We start from the raw sequence: 16,063 nt of genomic DNA, 5'->3' as shown, positions 1-16,063 counted from the left end.
CGGTGCACGACACGGTAGACGAGACGACCAGCACCGGTCAGCCGGTACGACGGATTGTGGAGGACATGGCCAAGAAGGAAGGCGTCATCGAGATCGAGGGCTCCGTCATCGAGGCTCTCCCGAACGCGATGTTCCGCGTGGAGCTGAGCAACGGGCACAAGGTTCTCGCGCACATCAGCGGCAAGATGCGCCAGCACTACATCCGGATCCTCCCCGAGGACCGCGTGGTGGTGGAGCTGTCGCCGTACGACCTGACCCGCGGCCGCATCGTCTACCGCTACAAGTGACATCAGCCGAGACACGTTGAAAGGACCTCCTCGTGAAGGTCAAGCCGAGCGTCAAGCCCATCTGTGACAAGTGCAAGGTGATCCGTCGCCACTCGCGCGTCATGGTCATCTGCGAGAACCCGCGTCACAAGCAGCGCCAGGGCTGACGCACCGGGCCGGTCCGCCGGCCACCAGCACCACCCCCACCCACGTGATCGCTCAACCCGCCGCACGGCGGGGGATGCACCTCCGGAGCAGAGGCCGGAGCCCGTGGTCGACCAGCCGGTCGACCGTCCGGGAGGCGACACGACCGAGACCTCTGTGCACATCGAAGGGAAACGCCATTCATGGCACGCCTCGTTGGTGTTGACCTCCCGCGCGACAAGCGCGTCGAGATCGCACTCACCTACATCTACGGCATCGGCCGTACCAGCTCCCAGCAGATCCTCGCGGCGACCGGGGTCGACCCGAACGCCCGCGTGCACACGCTGGGTGACGAGGAGCTGGTGAAGCTCCGCGACGAGATCGAGGCCAACTACAAGTTCGAGGGTGACCTCCGACGCGAGGTCCAGGCCGACATCCGCCGCAAGATCGAGATCGGCAGCTACCAGGGTCGCCGCCACCGCATGGGCCTCCCGGTCCGCGGTCAGCGCACCAAGACCAACGCGCGCACCCGCAAGGGCCCGAAGCGCACGGTCGCCGGCAAGAAGAAGGCCCGCTGATCCCGCTTCGCGGATCAACGGTCCACTCGTCACGAGCTCACCAGACTTTCAGGAGATAACGCATGCCCCCCAAGGGACGCGCTGCGGCTGGCGCCAAGAAGGTGCGCCGCAAGGAGAAGAAGAACGTCGCCGCCGGCGAGGCTCACATCAAGAGCACGTTCAACAACACCATCGTCACCATCACGGACCCCACCGGTGCCGTGATCTCGTGGGCCTCCGCCGGCACCGTCGGCTTCAAGGGCTCGCGCAAGTCCACGCCGTACGCCGCGCAGATGGCCGCCGAGGCCGCTGGTCGTCGGGCGATGGAGCACGGCATGAAGAAGATCGACGTCTTCGTGAAGGGCCCGGGCTCGGGCCGCGAGACGGCGATCCGCTCGCTGGGTGCGATCGGCCTCGAGGTCGGCACCATCCAGGACGTCACGCCGCAGCCCCACAACGGATGCCGGCCGCCCAAGCGCCGCCGCGTCTGACCGACACCAGAGACCTAGGAGACTGATCAGATGGCCCGTTACACCGGCCCCATGACCAAGAAGTCGCGCCGTCTCGGTGTCGACCTCGTCGGTGGCGACGCCGCGTTCGAGCGTCGCCCCTACCCGCCCGGCATGCACGGCCGCGCGCGGGTGAAGGAGAGCGAGTACCGCGCCCAGCTGCAGGAGAAGCAGAAGGCGCGCATCAGCTACGGCGTGCTCGAGCGCCAGTTCTACAACTACTACGTCGAGGCGTCGCGCCGCACGGGCAAGACGGGCGACAACCTGCTCCAGCTCCTGGAGTGCCGTCTCGACAACGTGGTCTACCGCGCCGGGTTCGCCCGCACGCGTCGCCACGCCCGCCAGCTCGTGAGCCACGGCCACTTCCTGGTGAACGGCAAGAAGGTCAACATCCCGAGCTACCAGGTGGCGCAGTACGACGTCATCGACGTGCGGGAGAAGTCGCTCGAGACGACGCCGTTCATCGTCGCGCGCGAGACCCACGGCGAGCGCGTCGTCCCGGCGTGGCTCGAGGCCGTCCCGAGCCGCATGCGGATCCTGGTGCACTCGCGCCCGGTCCGTGCGCAGATTGACGTGCCCGTCCAGGAGCAGCTGATCGTGGAGTTCTACTCCAAGAAGTGACCCAGCGGTGCGGGGTTCCCGGCTCCTCGAGCCGGGTGCCCCGCACTGTCGTTCGACCTTTCCTTCCATCACGTTCGGGCCCATCAAATAGTGGGTGAGCCCGGAAAGGAACCAACCAGTGCTCATCGCTCAGCGCCCGACCCTGGACGAGAACGCCGCCGGGGACTACCGGTCCCGGTTCGTCATCGAGCCCCTGGAGCCGGGCTTCGGCTACACGCTCGGCAACTCCCTGCGCCGCACGCTCCTGTCCTCGATCCCGGGCGCCGCGGTCACCAGCATCAAGCTCGACAACGTGCTCCACGAGTTCTCGACGGTCGAGGGCGTCAAGGAGGACGTCACCGAGATCATCCTGAACCTCAAGGGTCTCGTCGTCTCCTCCGAGCACGACGAGCCGGTCACCATGTACCTGCGCAAGTCGGGTGCCGGTGACGTCACCGCCGCGGACATCGCCCCGCCGGCCGGCGTCGAGGTCCACAACCCCGAGCTGAAGATCGCCACGCTGTCCGACAAGGGCCGCCTGGAGATGGAGCTCGTCGTCGAGCGTGGCCGTGGCTACGTCTCGGCCGTGCAGAACAAGGGTGCCGACAACGAGATCGGCCGCATCCCGGTCGACTCCATCTACAGCCCCGTGCTGAAGGTGACCTACAAGGTCGAGGCCACCCGTGTCGAGCAGCGCACCGACTTCGACAAGCTGATCATCGACGTCGAGACCAAGCCCTCGATCCACCCCCGCGACGCGCTCGCCTCGGCGGGCAAGACGCTGGTCGAGCTCTTCGGCCTCGCCCGCGAGCTCAACGTCGAGGCCGAGGGCATCGACATCGGCCCGTCGCCCGTCGACGAGCAGCTGGCCGCCGACCTGGCCCTGCCGGTCGAGGACCTGCAGCTCACGGTGCGGTCCTACAACTGCCTCAAGCGTGAGGGCATCCACACCGTGGGCGAGCTCATCTCGCGCTCGGAGCAGGACCTGCTCGACATCCGCAACTTCGGCGCGAAGTCGATCGACGAGGTGAAGGCCAAGCTCGTCGAGATGGGCCTCTCGCTCAAGGACAGCGCGCCCGGCTTCGACCCCGCCACGGCCCTCGCGGCCTACGGCGACGACGAGGACGACGCGTTCGTCGAGGACGAGCAGTACTGATCCACCCCTGCTCGGGCGGCCGACCGGCCGTCCGAGCCCGCCCCTGGGGTCGCACCGCGACCCCGTGTCTATCCCGGTACCTGGTACGGCCGGGAAGAAGGTAGAGATCTGCGATGCCCACCCCCAAGAAGGGTCCCCGCCTCGGCGGCAGCCCGGCCCACCAGCGCCTGATCCTGTCGAACCTGGCCACCCAGCTGTTCGAGCACGGCCGCATCGTCACGACGGAGTCGCGTGCCCGCACGCTCCGCCCCGTCGCGGAGAAGCTCATCACCAAGGCCGTCAAGGCGTACAAGGCGGAGCAGGCCGACGAGGCCGTCGTCTCGCTCCACCAGCGTCGCGAGGTCCTCAAGACCGTCCGTGACAAGAGCATCGTGCACGTCCTCTTCACGGAGATCGCGCCGACGTTCGCGGAGCGCCCGGGCGGCTACACCCGCATCACGAAGCTCGGCCCCCGCAAGGGCGACAACGCCCCCATGGCGGTCATCGAGCTCGTGACGGAGGAGTACGTCGCCAAGGCCGTCACCAAGCCCGCCGCGCCCGCCGCGCCGGTCGAGGAGCCCGCCGAGGAGACCCCCGCCGCCGAGGAGACCACGGACGAGGCCACCGAGGCCCCGGCCGAGGAGACCACGGAGGAGACCACGGACGAGGCCCCCCGAGGCCGAGGCCGAGGGCACCGACGAGGCCAAGGCCTGATCGGTCGGCTCCCGCAGCACCGCGCACGGTCCGCCACCCTCCGGGGTGGCGGACCGTTCCGCATTTCGGGGGCCTCCCTACGGTGGGCCCATGAGCACCGACAAGTCTCCCGCGGAGGAGCTGCGCACCGAGGACCCCACGACCGAGCCGACCCTCGAGGGCGATGCCCGCGAGGCCGAGGCGGGCCAGCCCGTCGCGGGCGCGGAGGAGGAGCCGGACGGCGGTGACGACCCGACGCCGGGCGCCGCCGACGTGGCGCCGACGACGGACGCCCCCGACGCCGCAGCCGCCCTCGAGGAGTCCGCCGGCGAGCACATCATCGAGGCGCGCCAGGACTGACCTCCCGTCGAGTTGGGTCGGACGGCGCGGCGTGCGCGTCGAGTTGGGTCGGACGGCGCGGCGTTCGCGTCGAGTTGGGTCGACGGCGCACTGCGCGGTCGCCACAAGTCCCATCTCGGCGCATCTGCCGCGGCGTACGACCCAACTCGGCGCGGGGGTCAGGGCCAGGCGCGGTCGAGCGCGTTGTGCGCCTCGGCGCGGGTGAGGCCGGCGCGGCGGGCGGCGGCGGCGTACGTCGCGGCCGCCGCTCCGACGTCACCCTCGCCTGCGGCGGCAGACTCGGCCACGAACGTGCCCGCCCGGCCGCGGGTCTCGACGACGCCGTCGGCCTCCAGCTCCCGGTAGACCCGGGCGACGGTGCCCGCGGCGAGGCCGAGCTGCTCGGCGAGACCGCGCACGGTCGGCAGGCGTTCCCCGGCGGCGAGGTCGCCCCCGGCGACGAGGGCCGCCACCTGGGCCCGCAGCTGCTCGAACGGGGGCGTGGCCGACGTGGGGTCGGGCGGCTGGATCGTCACCGGCAGCACGGTAGCCGCCCGCGCTCGCCGCGGCGTACGGCGTGTGATGAGGTGGCCCCGTGGCACAGGAGCAGCAGGTGGCGCTGGTGGTGGGCGAGGCCCTCGTGGACGTGGTGCGTCGCACCGACGGGGGCACCGACGAGCGGGCCGGTGGGAGCGCGGCCAACGTCGCCGTCGCGCTGGCGCGGCTCGGCCGCCCGACGTGGTTCGCCACCGCGATGGCGGACGACCGGTACGGCGCCATCCTCGCCGCCCACATCGGGCGCGACGGCGTGCGGCTGGCCGCCGATCCCGAGACGATCGAGCGCACCTCGTCGGCGGTCGCGACCATCGCGGCCGACGGTGCCGCGTCGTACGAGTTCGACCTCGAGTGGCGCCTCGGTGACGTCGCCGTGGGGGAGGGCGTGCCCGGCTGGGTGCACGTCTGCTCGATCGCGGCGGTCCTGCCCCCGGGGTACGAGGACGTCCTCGCCGTCGTGCGGCGGGAGCGGTCGCGCGCGCTGGTGAGCTACGACGTCAACGCCCGGCCCGCCATCACGGGGACGGGGCCCGAGGTCGTCGCGCGGGTCGAGGCGCTGGTGGCCGCGTCCGACGTCGTGAAGGCCTCCGACGAGGACCTGGCGGCGCTGTGGCCGGCGCTGACGGAGAGCGACGCCGTCGCGCGGCTCCTCGAGCTGGGCGCCCGGCTGGTCGTCGTCACGCGCGGCGCGGCCGGCGCGGAGTGCCACCGGACCGACCTCGTGGCCGGGGTCCCGGCCGTGACCGACCTCGGCGTCGTCGACACGATCGGTGCCGGCGACACCCTCGCCGCCGCGTTCGTCGACGCGCTCTGGGACCTCGGTGTCGTGGGGGCGGAGGCCCGGGAACGGCTCGACGACCTGGCGCCGGAGGAGGTCGGGGCGGCCCTCGCGTGGGCGGTCCGCGCCGCGGCGCTGACGGTGTCGCGGCCGGGGGCGGACCCGCCGTACCTCGCCGAGGTCGGCCCGCGCGACCGCTCGTAGGATCCTCCGCGTGCGCCTGCGGATCGACCTCGCCTACGACGGCACCGACTTCCACGGCTGGGCCACCCAGCCGACGCTGCGCACCGTGCAGGGCGAGCTCGAGCGGGGCCTGGCGACCGTGCTGCGCCTGCCGGAGCCGGTCTCGGTGGTCGTCGCCGGCCGCACCGACGCCGGGGTGCACGCGCGGGGCCAGGTGGTGCACGTCGACCTCGACGACGAGCGGGTCGCCGCGTCGGCGAGCCGGGGTGTCACCGACCCCGTCCCTGCCCTGACCCGCAAGCTCAACGGGGTGCTGCCGCCCGACGTCCGGGTCCACCGCACGGGCCTCGCCCCCGTGGGCTTCGACGCGCGGTTCTCGGCGGTGTGGCGCCGTTACGCCTACCGCATCGCCGACCGCACCGAGGTGGTCGACCCGCTCGAGCGGCGGCACGTGCTGGCCTGGGGGCAGCCCGTGGACGAGGCGCTCATGAACGCCGCCTCCGCCGACCTCGTCGGCGAGCAGGACTTCGCCGCCTTCTGCAAGAAGCGCCCGGGCGCCACGACGATCCGCACCCTGCTGGACCTGCACTGGGTACGCCGCGGGGACGGCCTCCTCGAGGGCACCATCCGGGCCGACGCGTTCTGCCACAACATGGTGCGTGCCCTCGTCGGGTGCCTGCTGGCCGTGGGGGAGGGCCGGCGATCGCCGGGCTGGGCGCGCGACGTGCTCCTCGCCGGCGTGCGGGACCCGTCGGTGCAGGTCGTGCACGCGCACGGCCTGGTGCTCGAGGAGGTCGGCTACCCCGACGACGCCGCGCTCGCGCTGCGCGCGGAGGAGACCCGGAAGGTGCGCACCCGTGACTGAGCAGCCCGACGAGCACTACTTCACCGCGGACCCCTCGGTCCCGTTCACGCGCGAGCGGATCGAGGTCGAGGTCTGGGACGAGCGCCTGCGGCTCGACACCGGGTCCGGCGTCTTCGCCCGCGGCCGGCTCGACGTGGGCACGGCGGTGCTGTTCCGCGAGACCGACCCGCCGACCGAGGTGGAGCGGGTGCTCGACCTCGGCTGCGGGTACGGGGTCATCGGCCTCGCGCTTGCCCGGTGCCTCCCCGACGCGCGGGTGACGGCCGTCGACGTCAACGAGCGGGCGTTGCTGCTGGCGCGGGAGAACGCGGCGGGCCTCGGTGTCGCCGACCGCTACGAGGCGCTCCGGCCCGACGAGGTGGCGCCGGACGCGACGTACGATGAGATCTGGTCCAACCCGCCCATCCGCATCGGGAAGGCGGCGCTCCACGAGCTGCTGCTGACGTGGTTGCCGCGGCTGGCGCCGGGCGGCCGTGCGGTGCTGGTCGTCGGTCGCAACCTGGGCGCCGACTCCCTGCAGCGCTGGCTGGGCGAGCAGGGCTGGCCGACCGAGCGCATCGCCAGCGCCAAGGGTTTCCGCGTGCTCGAGGTGCGCCGGGGCTGAGAGCCGCGGGAGGCGCGGCACTTTCCCCGGTCGACCGGGGAACACGCCGCTTAGACCATCAACATTGATGGTCTAAGTGACACCTTCCCCGGTCGACCGGGGAAAGTGTCACCCCGCGCGACCCACCCCCAGGCCCGCGAACGCGACGCGGGTGGCGTCGGCGACGAGCGCGTCGTGGGTCGGGTCGTCCACCTCGTCACCGCTGGTCAGCACGGCGATGACCACGGGCGAGCGGTCCGAGCCGGCGGGCGGCCAGGCGACGGCGATGTCGTTGCGCGTGCCGTACGACGCCGACCCGGTCTTGTCGCCGATCGTCCAGCCGTCGGGGGCTCCGGCCCGCACGAGGGCGTCGCCCGTCGTGTTGCGCACGAGGAGGTCGACGAGCTCCGCGCGGCGGTCCGGGGCGAGCACGCAGCCGAGCGTGTACGACGCGAGCGAGCGCGCGAGGGCGCGCGGGGTGCTCGTGTCGCGCACGTCGCCGGGGACCGCCGTGTTGAGGTCCGGCTCCTCGCGCACCGAGGTGGTCGTGGTGTCGCCGATCCGCCGGAGCTCGGCCGTCAGCCCGGCCGGCCCGCCGAGCTCGTCGAAGAGCAGGTTGGCCGCCGTGTTGTCGCTGTAGCGGACCGCGGCGTCGGCGAGCTCGCGCACCGTGAGGCCGTCGGCGACGTGCTGCTCGGTGACGGGGGAGTAGGTGACGAGGTCGTCCTCGGTCCAGCGCACGGTCCGGTCGAGGTCGGCGTCGCTGGCCGTGCGGAGCAGGGCGCCGACCTGCAGCGCCTTGATGGTGGAGGCGAATGCGAAGCGCTCGTCGGGCCGGTGGGCGACGACCCGGCCCGTGTCGACCTCCAGGGCGACGACGCCGAGACGCGCGTCGTACCGGCGCTCCAGCGCGGAGAACCGCGCCTCCGTGCTGCGTTCCGACGGCACCCCGGCCGCGGGCGCGGCGACGGCGACGGAGGGGGCGACGGAGCTGGCGGGGGTGGGTGCCGCGGACGCAGCGGGGGCGACGAGTGCTGCGCCGAGGACGGCGGCGAGGAGCACGGAGCGGGTGGGCAGGAGACGCATCGGTCGGACCTTCCGCGTGAGGGACGGGGACGGACGGCACTCTGCGGCCTCCCGACCCATGCCGTCCAAGACCGGATCGCGCCGAGCCATGCTCGACCGGCATGGGTGGCACACTCCTCCCGTGGACCTCGTCGCGGCGTGCCGGGTGCTGGTGCAGGTGGGCGAGCAGGGCAGCGTCACCCGGGGCGCGGCCGTGCTCGGCGTGCCGCAGTCGGTCGCGAGCCGACGCCTCGCGGCCCTCGAGCGCACCCTCGGCGCGGACCTCCTCGACCGGCGTGCCCGTCGGGCCCGGCTCACCCCCACCGCGCAGGACCTGCTGCCGCTGGCCCGGCGGCTCGTCCGCACGGCCGACGAGCTCGGGGTCGCCGCGGAGCGGGCCGGCAGCCGGCCGCGGTCGCTGCTCGTCGGTGCGGGTCCCCTCGTGACGCCCCGGGCCCTCGCCGACGTGGTCGCGGCCGGGCGCGACGCCGAGCTGCGCCTCGAGGTCGACGTGCAGGACGCGAGCGCGCGCCGTACCGCCGTCGACGAGCGCGTCGCCGACGCCGCCGTGGTGCCGGTGCCGCCCGACCGGGCGACGTGGCGCGTGCCCCTCGGGGTCGCGGAGGACGCCGTCGGCCCCGGCGCCCGGGTGCACCTCGCCGCGCTGCGGGTCGTGCGGGGCGCCGAGGGCGTACGCCGCGTCCACCTCCTCCCCGAGGACGACGTGCCCCACGTGCGCGACCCGCTGCTGCGCCTGCGTGACGCCCTCGGCCTGCGGCCCGGGCAGGTCGCCGTCGCGACCTCCGACGCCGCGGCGACCGCCGCCGTGCTCGCGGGCGACCTCGTGGTCTGCTCCGCCGCCGAGGCGCGGGCGCTCGACCTCCGCTGGCGCCCACTCGGCGAGCTGGCCGACGGCACGTGGGCGCGGGGCCACACCCTCGTGACCGGCGATAGGGGCGAGCAGGCGGCGCTGGGCGCAGCGCTCGCCGTGCCGCTCCGTCGCCTGCTGGGGGTGCCCGCGTGACCGTGCCCACCGAGGACCTGCGGGTGCGCCGCCTCCGCGCCCGCCTCCAGGAGGCCGGCCTGGCGGGCTCGTTCCTGGTCCGCGACCTCCGCACCGGGCGGCAGCTGGCGATCGACCCGCAGGAGCGGTACGCCGTGGCCTCCCTCGTGAAGGTCCCGTTGGCGATGGCCGTGCTGGAGCGGGTCGCGACCGGCGAGATCGACCCGGCCCGACGGCTGCGGGTGGGGCCGGGCGACCCCGCCCTCGTCGACCGGCCGGGACCGCCGGGCACGGGCCGCTTCCGGCACGCCGTGGATGTCGCGGTCGAGGACCTGCTCTACCTCGCCGTCGCGCTCAGCGACTCGACGGCCGCGGACGCGCTGTTCGGGCTCGTGCCGCCAGCGGACGTCGGGGCCTACCTGGCCGCGGTCGGGGTCGAGGGCATCGAGGTGCGGCACCCCGTGGGGGACCTGAACGCCACGCCGGCCGAGCGGCTGGACGCCGCGGAGGGCCACCTCGCCCACCGGCTGGCCATCGGGACCGGCACGGCCGACGGGGGCCACGCCGTGGCGCAGCTCGACCTCACCCGCGCCTCCACGGCCACCGCGACGGCGCTGGCCGACCTGCTGGAGGCCCTGTGGGCGCCCGTCGCGGGGTCGGCCGGTGACACCGCGGTGCGACCGGAGGTGGCGCTGCGCGTGCGCTCGCTCCTCGGCCTCAACGTCATGCGGCAGCGGCTCGCCACCGAGCTCGCCAGCGACGCGGCGCGGTGGTCGTCGAAGACCGGGACCCTGCTCAACGAGCGCCACGAGGCGGGGGTCGTCGAGCACGACGACGGGGGCGTGCTCGCCGTCGTCGCGCTCACGCGGTCACGGGTGCCGGCGGTCGTGCAGCCGGTCGCCGAGGCGGAGATGGCCGCCGTCGCCCGCGGTCTCCACGACGTGCTCCGGGCGGGCTGAGCGGCTCCGGGGCCGCGGACGTCATGCGTGCCGCGGGCCCCGGGCACCACGCCGCACGACGTCCCGGGGGTACGGCGCGGTCAGCGCGCCCGCCACCGCTTCCAGAGCGCGTCGGCCTCGGCGCGGACCTTGCCGTCGTGCTCGATCCGGACGTGGGCCGTGATCTCGTCCCGGCTCGCCTCGCGCACCTCGGCGACCAGCGTGAGCGTGGCCCGGAGCGGGGTCGGCCGGCGGTAGCGCACGTCGAGGCCCGCGGTCACGTAGGGCAGCGGGACACCCGGGTCGGCCGGCCATCCGCGCTCGTGCGCGGCGTGGGTGACGGCGGCGGCGGAGTGGCAGTCGAGCACGGTGGCGATGATCCCGCCGTTGAGGAAGCCCAGCCCGTTGTCGTGCTCGGGCCGCGGCGTGAAGGACGCCGTCACGCGGTCGCCGTCGACGAAGCTCTGCAGCTGCAGGCCCAGCGCGTTCGCCGGTCCGCAGCCGAAGCACGGCAGGTCGGGGAAGTAGGTCTGCTGGAGGCTGGTGTCCACCGCGCCTACCCTGCCACCTCGTCCGTGCCTGCCGCACCGGTCCCGTGCCCGGGTGGGTGCCCGGTCCCGTGCCCGGGTGCGGGGAGCGCGCCTCGCTCGCGCGTGGCCGCTGCGACGAGCATGCCGAGCAGCGTGCCGAGCAGGGTCTCGAGCAGACGGTCGAGGACGAGGCCGCCCACCGGCAGGGGAGCGGCGAGCTGCCCCATGAGCAGGGCCAGCGGGGTGATGAACACGAGCGCGGCCGCGTAGTTGCGGACGACCAGGAGCTCCGTCAGCCCCTGGAGGGCGGCGGCCAGCAGCACCGCGGCCAGCGGCGGGAGGTGCAGCGAGAGCAGCACGAAGGCCAGCCCCACGCCGAGCACCGTGCCGACCGCCCGCTGGGTGCCGCGCGTGACCTGGGCCCGCAGCACCGGGGCGCTGAGGGGCGCGACGGCCGCGACCATCGCCAAGTAGGGGTGGCCGATCCCCGATGCCGTGGCGGCCCCGCCCGCCAGGAGGACCGCGACCGCCACGCGCGCCACGTGCAGGCGGTGACGCTCGAGGTCGTGGGGGAAGGGGACGCGCCCGTGGTGCGGTTCCCGGGGCACCCGGGCGCGGCGCTCGTCGACCAGTCCGAGCGCGACCGCCAGGGCCGCCGTGCCCGCGGCGACGCCGAGCGCGGCCAGCAGGTCGCCGGGGCGGCTCGGGTGGGCCGCGCAGGCGCCGACGGCGAACACCCCGAACAGGGGGCCGGGCGGGACCCACCGCCGGCGGTCGGAGACGGCCGTGAGCACCGCGCCGGCGGCCGCCGCGGCCGGCACGACCAGCCAGGCGCGGTGGGGGCTGATGCCGATCGCGGTGCCGAGGAGGGTGGCGCCGACGAGCAGGGCGCCCGCGTGCACCTGGATGCGCCAGCGGCCGGTGAAGGGCGTGCCGCCGCCGTACACCGCGGCGAAGCCGCCGAAGACCGCGAAGAGCCCCCACGCCAGGTGGTCGACCGCCCAGAGGGCGAGGAGCGGGACGAGCACGGTCAGCGTGGCCCGCAGCGCCACCACCCGCGTGCCGCTCGCCGGGTGGAACCTCAGCACGTCCCTCAGGTGCGCACCGAACCGTTCCACCCGAGGATGGTGCCAGGTCCCTCTCAGGCCTCGACGCGCAGGTCCCCGTGGCCGAGGAGCGGGAGCGTGCGACCGAGCGCGCGGCCGAAGGCGGCGTACACGGGGTCGTCGAGCACCGGCTCCGCGCTGCTCGACGGCCCCGCGACGACGGCGCGCACGTGGACCGTCAGGTCCTCGCCGTCGGGGAGCGCGAGCACCCCGCCGTCCTGGCGGGTGGTCGGCGTCCAGCCCTGCGCGTGCCAGAGCACCGCGTCGGCGACGAGGTACGCCGCGAGCCCCGCGGGCGCGTCCGCGAGGAGGGCCGGCAGGGTGACCTCGTAGACGGGGTTGCCCGTGAGCGCCGCCATCGTCTCGGCCTGCTCGGCGGGCACGAGGCTGCTCCCGCCGTCGGTCCGGAAGCGGGTGCGGTGACCTCCGCGCCGGAGGCGGTCGTTCACGGCCTCGGCACCGCCCAGCAGCGCGACGAGGGTGGCGAGGGCCTGGTCCGGCGAACCGCTCGTGGGCCGCGCGGCGCGGGCGGACGCGTCGAGGACGGTCGCGAGGTCGGGGGCGTCGTCGGCGCCAGCCGCTGCGCCGAGGTCGACCGCCTGGGCGAGGAGCAGCGGGGTCGCGGCCCCGGCACCCGGGCCGGGACGGAGGTCGCCGTGGTTGAGCTCGACCTCGGGGCTGGAGAGCAGGAGGGACCACTCCCGTGCGACGGGCGTGAGCTCCGCGCGCCACACGTCGAGCACGCGCTGCGGCGTGCCGACGCGGTCGGGGTGAGTGGTCACGACTGATGGAACCACTTCCCGGGGGCCCGGAGAGGGCGAACGGCGAAGGTGGTGCCGCTCAGCGGAGCGCGTACGTCGCGAGCGAGACCCCGACGTAGTGCGTGGCGAACGCGAGGATGGTGAACGTGTGGAACACCTCGTGGAACCCGAACCACCGCGGGGACGGGTTGGGGCGCTTCAGGGCGTACACGACCCCGCCGATCGTGTAGAGCCCGCCGCCCGCGCAGATGAGCACGAAGACCGCGACGCCGATGCCCGTGCCGTACTGGTCGACGGCCCCGGAGGCGAAGTCGGGGATGAAGAACACGGCGGCCCAGCCGAGCGCGATGTAGATCGGCGCGCTGAGCCACCGGGGCGCACCCGCCCAGAAGACCTTCATCAGCACGCCGGAGACCGCACCCGTCCACACGACCGCCAGCAGGGCCTCCCGCTTCCACCCGTCGAGCAGGAGCAGCGTGAACGGGGTGTAGGAGCCGGCGATGAGCAGGAAGATGTTGGAGTGGTCGAAGCGCCGCAGGAAGGTCCACACGCCGTGGGACCACGTGCCGCGGTGGTAGACGGCGGAGACCGTGAACAGGAGGAGCGCCGACGCGGTGAACACCGTCGAGCCGATCCGGGTCGTCGCGTCCGGTGAGAGGACGATGAGCACGATGCCGGCGGCCAGCGTCAGCGGCGCGGTGCCGAGGTGGAGCCAGCCCCGCAGCTTCGGCTTCACCTCGTCCAGCGCGTCCCGCACGTGCTTGCTGGCGGCGTCGATGCGGTGGCCCGCCGAGTCGCGCAGGTCAGCGATGCTCTCGGAGAGGCGCTGGGTGGGGGCGTTCATGCCCCCCAATGTAAGCGCTCCGGGACCGCTCGCCGCCTCCGCCGGCATGAGTTCACCCACGCTGCGGCGCTCCGTCTCCGAGCCACTAGCATCGCCCGGGTGACCCGCAGCTGGAGGACCGTGGTGCGCCGTGCGCTCTACCCGGTCTACGAGGCACGGATCGAGAAGCACCTCGACCCGGCCGCCCTCCCCACCCACATCGGCGTCATGCTCGACGGCAACCGGCGCTGGGCCCGCGCGGTCGGTGCCGACACCGCCCACGGCCACCGCGCAGGAGCGGCCAACATCGAGCCGCTGCTCGGCTGGTGCGAGGAGATCGGCGTCCAGGTCGTGACGCTGTGGCTGCTGTCCACCGACAACCTGCACCGCGAGCCCGCGGAGCTCGAGCCGCTGCTCGAGATCATCGGGGAGGCCGTCGACAGCCTCGCCGTGCAGCGCCGCTGGCGCCTGCACCCGGTCGGTGCGCTCGACCTGTTGCCCGCCGCCGTGCGCACCCGCCTCAAGGACGCCGAGGCGGCGACCGCCGACGTCGACGGCTTCCTCGTCAACATCGCGGTCGGCTACGGCGGGCGGCAGGAGATCGCCGACGCCGTGCGCTCCCTGCTCGCGGAGCACGTCGAGCGCGGCACGCCGCTGGAGGAGGTGGCCGCCACCATCGACGTCGACGCGATCGGTGCGCACCTCTACACGAAGGGCCAGCCCGACCCGGACCTCGTCATCCGCACCTCGGGCGAGCAACGGCTCGGCGGGTTCCTGCTGTGGCAGAGCGCGGGCAGCGAGTTCTACTTCTGCGAGGCCTTCTGGCCCGACTTCCGGAAGGTCGACTTCCTGCGCGCCGTGCGGGCCTACGCCCAGCGCGAGCGGCGCCACGGGCGCTGACCCCGACGCTGACCGGGGCACGCCGTACGGCGGTGTCGTCGACGCTTAAACACAGCGTTCACGAACGACTTCCCCGACCTCCCGTGTCGTGCTGGCGAGCAGGAGTAGCGTCCCCGGCATCGGCGGGTGGGGAAGCCCGCCGAACTCGAGGAGGCCCGTTCGTGATCGTTCACGACCGCACCGTGTGGCGCTGCCGCCGCGCGGGAGGAGGCGGGCACTCCCGTCTTCGGGCGTGCCTGGAGTCCAACCGCTGGAGCTAGGGCCGGGACGACGAGTGCGCGTGCCGGTTCGTGAGGGGTAGACCGTGGCCTCGAACCCGACGCGCACCACGTCCGTCCGCACCTACGTTCTCGACACCAGCGTCCTGCTGGCGGATCCCGGCGCGTTGCGCCGCTTCGACGAGCACGAGGTCGTCCTCCCGGTGGTGGTCATCACCGAGCTGGAGGGCAAGCGTCACCACCCCGAGCTGGGGTACTTCGCGCGCACCGCGCTCCGCACCCTCGACGAGCTGCGCGTCGCCAACGGCCGGCTCGACGAGCCGGTACCGGTCGGTTCTCTCGGGGGCACCGTCCGGGTGGAGCTGAACCACACCGACCCGCAGTCGCTGCCGTCGGGCTTCCGCCTCGGTGACAACGACACGCGGATCCTGGCGGTGGCCCGCAACCTCGCCAACGAGGGCCACGCGGTCACGCTCGTGTCGAAGGACCTGCCGATGCGGATCAAGGCCTCCGCGGTCGGGCTCGCCGCGGAGGAGTACCGCGGCGAGGCCATCTCCGACTCCGACACCGGCTACACCGGCATGGCCGAGCTCGACGTCACCGCCGAGCTGCTCGACGACCTCTACGACGCGGGCGTGGTCGACGTCCCGACCGTCGACGGGGTGCGCCCCGACCTCGTGTGCCACCAGGGCCTCGTGCTCCTCTCCGACCGCGGTACGGCGCTGGGTCGCGTCGGCGCGGACAAGCGGATCCACCTCGTGCGCGGTGACCGGGAGGCGTTCGGCATCCACGGTCGCTCGGCCGAGCAGCGGATCGCGCTCGAGATGCTGCTCGACCCGGAGGTCGGCATCGCCTCCCTCGGGGGACGCGCCGGCACCGGCAAGTCGGCGCTCGCACTGTGCGCCGGGCTGGAGACGGTGCTGGAGCGGCAGCAGCACAAGAAGGTCGTGGTCTTCCGCCCCCTCTTCGCCGTGGGCGGCCAGGAGCTCGGCTACCTGCCGGGCAGCGAGAGCGAGAAGATGTCGCCGTGGGCCCAGGCGGTCTTCGACACGCTCGGCGCGGTGACGTCGCGCGACGTGATCGAGGAGGTGCTGGCCCGCGGGATGCTCGAGGTGCTCCCGCTGACGCACATCCGCGGCCGCTCCCTCCACGACGCCTTCGTGATCGTCGACGAGGCGCAGTCGCTCGAGCGCAACGTGCTCCTGACGGTGCTCTCCCGCATCGGCGCGAACTCCAAGGTGGTGCTGACGCACGACGTCGCGCAGCGCGACAACCTCCGGGTGGGTCGGCACGACGGCGTCGTGGCGGTGGTCGACAAGCTGAAGGGCCACCCGCTCTTCGCGCACGTGACGCTCACCCGCTCCGAGCGCTCGCCCATCGCCGCGCTCGTCACGGAGATGCTGGAGAACGTGGTGCTCTGACCCGGTCCCCATCCGGTCCCCGTCCGTGCTCCATGGTGGCGGCGGGGATCCCCGGGACCTGTCCGATCGGGCAGGTCCTGGGGATCCCCGG

Annotated in this window: 21 protein-coding genes and 1 pseudogene; 15 read left to right on the top strand and 7 right to left on the bottom strand. The window is 73.8% G+C overall.

Going from position 1 to position 16,063, the window contains the following annotated elements; translation table 11 throughout:
• Positions 1-65: 65 nt before the first annotated feature.
• The 7 genes and pseudogenes from infA to rplQ all read left to right on the top strand — a co-directional run.
• Entirely contained in the window at positions 66-287 is a 222-nt protein-coding gene (gene infA / locus QE405_RS09215; RefSeq protein ID WP_028473450.1) for a translation initiation factor IF-1, read from the top strand.
• Between the two features lie 32 nt (positions 288-319).
• A complete protein-coding gene (gene rpmJ / locus QE405_RS09210; RefSeq protein ID WP_277501359.1) occupies positions 320-433 on the top strand; it encodes a 50S ribosomal protein L36 in 114 nt (37 codons plus the stop codon).
• A 180-nt stretch (positions 434-613) separates the two neighbouring features.
• Positions 614-988, top strand: a complete 375-nt coding sequence (rpsM, locus tag QE405_RS09205) for a 30S ribosomal protein S13 (protein WP_163772482.1) — start codon at positions 614-616, stop codon at positions 986-988.
• A 62-nt stretch (positions 989-1,050) separates the two neighbouring features.
• Complete coding sequence (gene rpsK / locus QE405_RS09200) at positions 1,051-1,458, top strand: 30S ribosomal protein S11 (RefSeq protein ID WP_163772483.1); 408 nt, start codon at positions 1,051-1,053, stop codon at positions 1,456-1,458.
• Positions 1,459-1,488: 30 nt separating this feature from the next.
• On the top strand, positions 1,489-2,097 hold the full coding sequence (gene rpsD / locus QE405_RS09195) for a 30S ribosomal protein S4 (protein WP_163772484.1): 609 nt from the start codon (positions 1,489-1,491) through the stop codon (positions 2,095-2,097).
• A gap of 118 nt (positions 2,098-2,215) precedes the next feature.
• Complete coding sequence (locus tag QE405_RS09190; RefSeq protein WP_307199963.1) at positions 2,216-3,232, top strand: DNA-directed RNA polymerase subunit alpha; 1,017 nt, start codon at positions 2,216-2,218, stop codon at positions 3,230-3,232.
• A 113-nt stretch (positions 3,233-3,345) separates the two neighbouring features.
• Positions 3,346-3,666: pseudogene (rplQ, locus tag QE405_RS20935) on the top strand (50S ribosomal protein L17); the annotation flags it as partial.
• Here rplQ and QE405_RS20930 read toward each other — a convergent pair.
• Positions 3,657-3,872, bottom strand: coding sequence for a hypothetical protein (locus QE405_RS20930; protein ID WP_373459502.1), 216 nt, complete (start codon positions 3,870-3,872; stop codon positions 3,657-3,659). The pseudogene rplQ and the gene QE405_RS20930 sit on opposite strands and share 10 nt — an antisense overlap.
• A 143-nt stretch (positions 3,873-4,015) precedes the next feature.
• On the opposite strand from QE405_RS20930, the gene QE405_RS09180 reads away from it, so the two are divergent.
• On the top strand, positions 4,016-4,264 hold the full coding sequence (locus QE405_RS09180) for a hypothetical protein (protein WP_307205976.1): 249 nt from the start codon (positions 4,016-4,018) through the stop codon (positions 4,262-4,264).
• A gap of 158 nt (positions 4,265-4,422) precedes the next feature.
• Here the strand turns inward: QE405_RS09180 and QE405_RS09175 are convergent, their stop codons facing one another.
• Positions 4,423-4,779, bottom strand: a complete 357-nt coding sequence (locus QE405_RS09175; protein WP_373459453.1) for a GntR family transcriptional regulator — start codon at positions 4,777-4,779, stop codon at positions 4,423-4,425.
• Positions 4,780-4,838: 59 nt separating this feature from the next.
• On the opposite strand from QE405_RS09175, the gene QE405_RS09170 reads away from it, so the two are divergent.
• The 3 genes from QE405_RS09170 to QE405_RS09160 are packed head-to-tail and all read left to right on the top strand — an operon-like array spanning position 4,839 to position 7,228.
• Complete coding sequence (locus QE405_RS09170; RefSeq protein WP_307199961.1) at positions 4,839-5,780, top strand: PfkB family carbohydrate kinase; 942 nt, start codon at positions 4,839-4,841, stop codon at positions 5,778-5,780.
• 10 nt (positions 5,781-5,790) lie between these two features.
• Positions 5,791-6,624: a tRNA pseudouridine(38-40) synthase TruA gene (gene truA / locus QE405_RS09165; RefSeq protein ID WP_307199959.1), complete on the top strand. Its 834-nt coding sequence runs from the start codon at positions 5,791-5,793 to the stop codon at positions 6,622-6,624.
• Positions 6,617-7,228, top strand: a complete 612-nt coding sequence (locus QE405_RS09160) for a class I SAM-dependent methyltransferase (RefSeq protein ID WP_307199957.1) — start codon at positions 6,617-6,619, stop codon at positions 7,226-7,228. The genes truA and QE405_RS09160 overlap by 8 nt, the downstream gene beginning before the upstream one ends.
• A gap of 108 nt (positions 7,229-7,336) precedes the next feature.
• Here the strand turns inward: QE405_RS09160 and bla are convergent, their stop codons facing one another.
• A complete protein-coding gene (bla, locus tag QE405_RS09155) occupies positions 7,337-8,293 on the bottom strand; it encodes a class A beta-lactamase (protein WP_307199955.1) in 957 nt (318 codons plus the stop codon).
• Between the two features lie 121 nt (positions 8,294-8,414).
• Between bla and QE405_RS09150 the strand changes: the two genes are divergently transcribed.
• Together QE405_RS09150 and QE405_RS09145 are read left to right on the top strand one after the other, a co-directional pair.
• Positions 8,415-9,296 (top strand): LysR family transcriptional regulator, encoded by an 882-nt coding sequence (locus QE405_RS09150; RefSeq protein ID WP_307199953.1) that lies wholly within the window; start codon positions 8,415-8,417, stop codon positions 9,294-9,296.
• Positions 9,293-10,234 carry a serine hydrolase gene (locus QE405_RS09145; protein ID WP_307199951.1) on the top strand — a complete coding sequence of 314 codons (942 nt, stop codon included), beginning with the start codon at positions 9,293-9,295 and terminating at the stop codon, positions 10,232-10,234. Before QE405_RS09150 ends, QE405_RS09145 begins: the two co-directional genes overlap by 4 nt.
• An 80-nt stretch (positions 10,235-10,314) precedes the next feature.
• Here the strand turns inward: QE405_RS09145 and QE405_RS09140 are convergent, their stop codons facing one another.
• From QE405_RS09140 to trhA, 4 genes are read right to left on the bottom strand one after another with little or no spacing between them, the layout of a single operon-like run.
• Positions 10,315-10,764 carry a PaaI family thioesterase gene (locus QE405_RS09140; protein WP_307199949.1) on the bottom strand — a complete coding sequence of 150 codons (450 nt, stop codon included), beginning with the start codon at positions 10,762-10,764 and terminating at the stop codon, positions 10,315-10,317.
• Between the two features lie 5 nt (positions 10,765-10,769).
• Complete coding sequence (locus tag QE405_RS09135; protein WP_307199947.1) at positions 10,770-11,861, bottom strand: FUSC family protein; 1,092 nt, start codon at positions 11,859-11,861, stop codon at positions 10,770-10,772.
• Between the two features lie 23 nt (positions 11,862-11,884).
• Entirely contained in the window at positions 11,885-12,631 is a 747-nt protein-coding gene (locus QE405_RS09130) for a hypothetical protein (protein ID WP_307199945.1), read from the bottom strand.
• Positions 12,632-12,689: 58 nt separating this feature from the next.
• The gene (gene trhA, locus QE405_RS09125; RefSeq protein ID WP_307199943.1) at positions 12,690-13,454 is read right to left on the bottom strand and encodes a PAQR family membrane homeostasis protein TrhA; all 765 of its coding nucleotides are present in this window, start codon (positions 13,452-13,454) and stop codon (positions 12,690-12,692) included.
• A 99-nt stretch (positions 13,455-13,553) separates the two neighbouring features.
• Between trhA and QE405_RS09120 the strand changes: the two genes are divergently transcribed.
• A complete protein-coding gene (locus tag QE405_RS09120; protein WP_307199941.1) occupies positions 13,554-14,333 on the top strand; it encodes an isoprenyl transferase in 780 nt (259 codons plus the stop codon).
• A 304-nt stretch (positions 14,334-14,637) separates the two neighbouring features.
• Positions 14,638-15,972 (top strand): PhoH family protein, encoded by a 1,335-nt coding sequence (locus QE405_RS09115; protein ID WP_307199939.1) that lies wholly within the window; start codon positions 14,638-14,640, stop codon positions 15,970-15,972.
• Positions 15,973-16,063 lie beyond the last annotated feature (91 nt).

Source organism: Nocardioides zeae (assembly GCF_030818655.1).
GTDB lineage: Bacteria > Actinomycetota > Actinomycetes > Propionibacteriales > Nocardioidaceae > Nocardioides > Nocardioides zeae_A.
Note: the sequence above shows the minus strand (reverse complement) of the source record. Positions and strands in the feature narration are given on the sequence as shown.

Coding starts and splice junctions, on each gene's coding strand:
- infA (WP_028473450.1), top strand. CDS start 66: ATGGCCAAGAAGGAAGGCGTCATCGAGATCGAGGGCTCCGTCATCGAG.
- rpsM (WP_163772482.1), top strand. CDS start 614: ATGGCACGCCTCGTTGGTGTTGACCTCCCGCGCGACAAGCGCGTCGAG.
- rpsK (WP_163772483.1), top strand. CDS start 1,051: ATGCCCCCCAAGGGACGCGCTGCGGCTGGCGCCAAGAAGGTGCGCCGC.
- rpsD (WP_163772484.1), top strand. CDS start 1,489: ATGGCCCGTTACACCGGCCCCATGACCAAGAAGTCGCGCCGTCTCGGT.
- QE405_RS09180 (WP_307205976.1), top strand. CDS start 4,016: ATGAGCACCGACAAGTCTCCCGCGGAGGAGCTGCGCACCGAGGACCCC.
- bla (WP_307199955.1), bottom strand. CDS start 8,293: ATGCGTCTCCTGCCCACCCGCTCCGTGCTCCTCGCCGCCGTCCTCGGC.
- trhA (WP_307199943.1), bottom strand. CDS start 13,454: ATGAACGCCCCCACCCAGCGCCTCTCCGAGAGCATCGCTGACCTGCGC.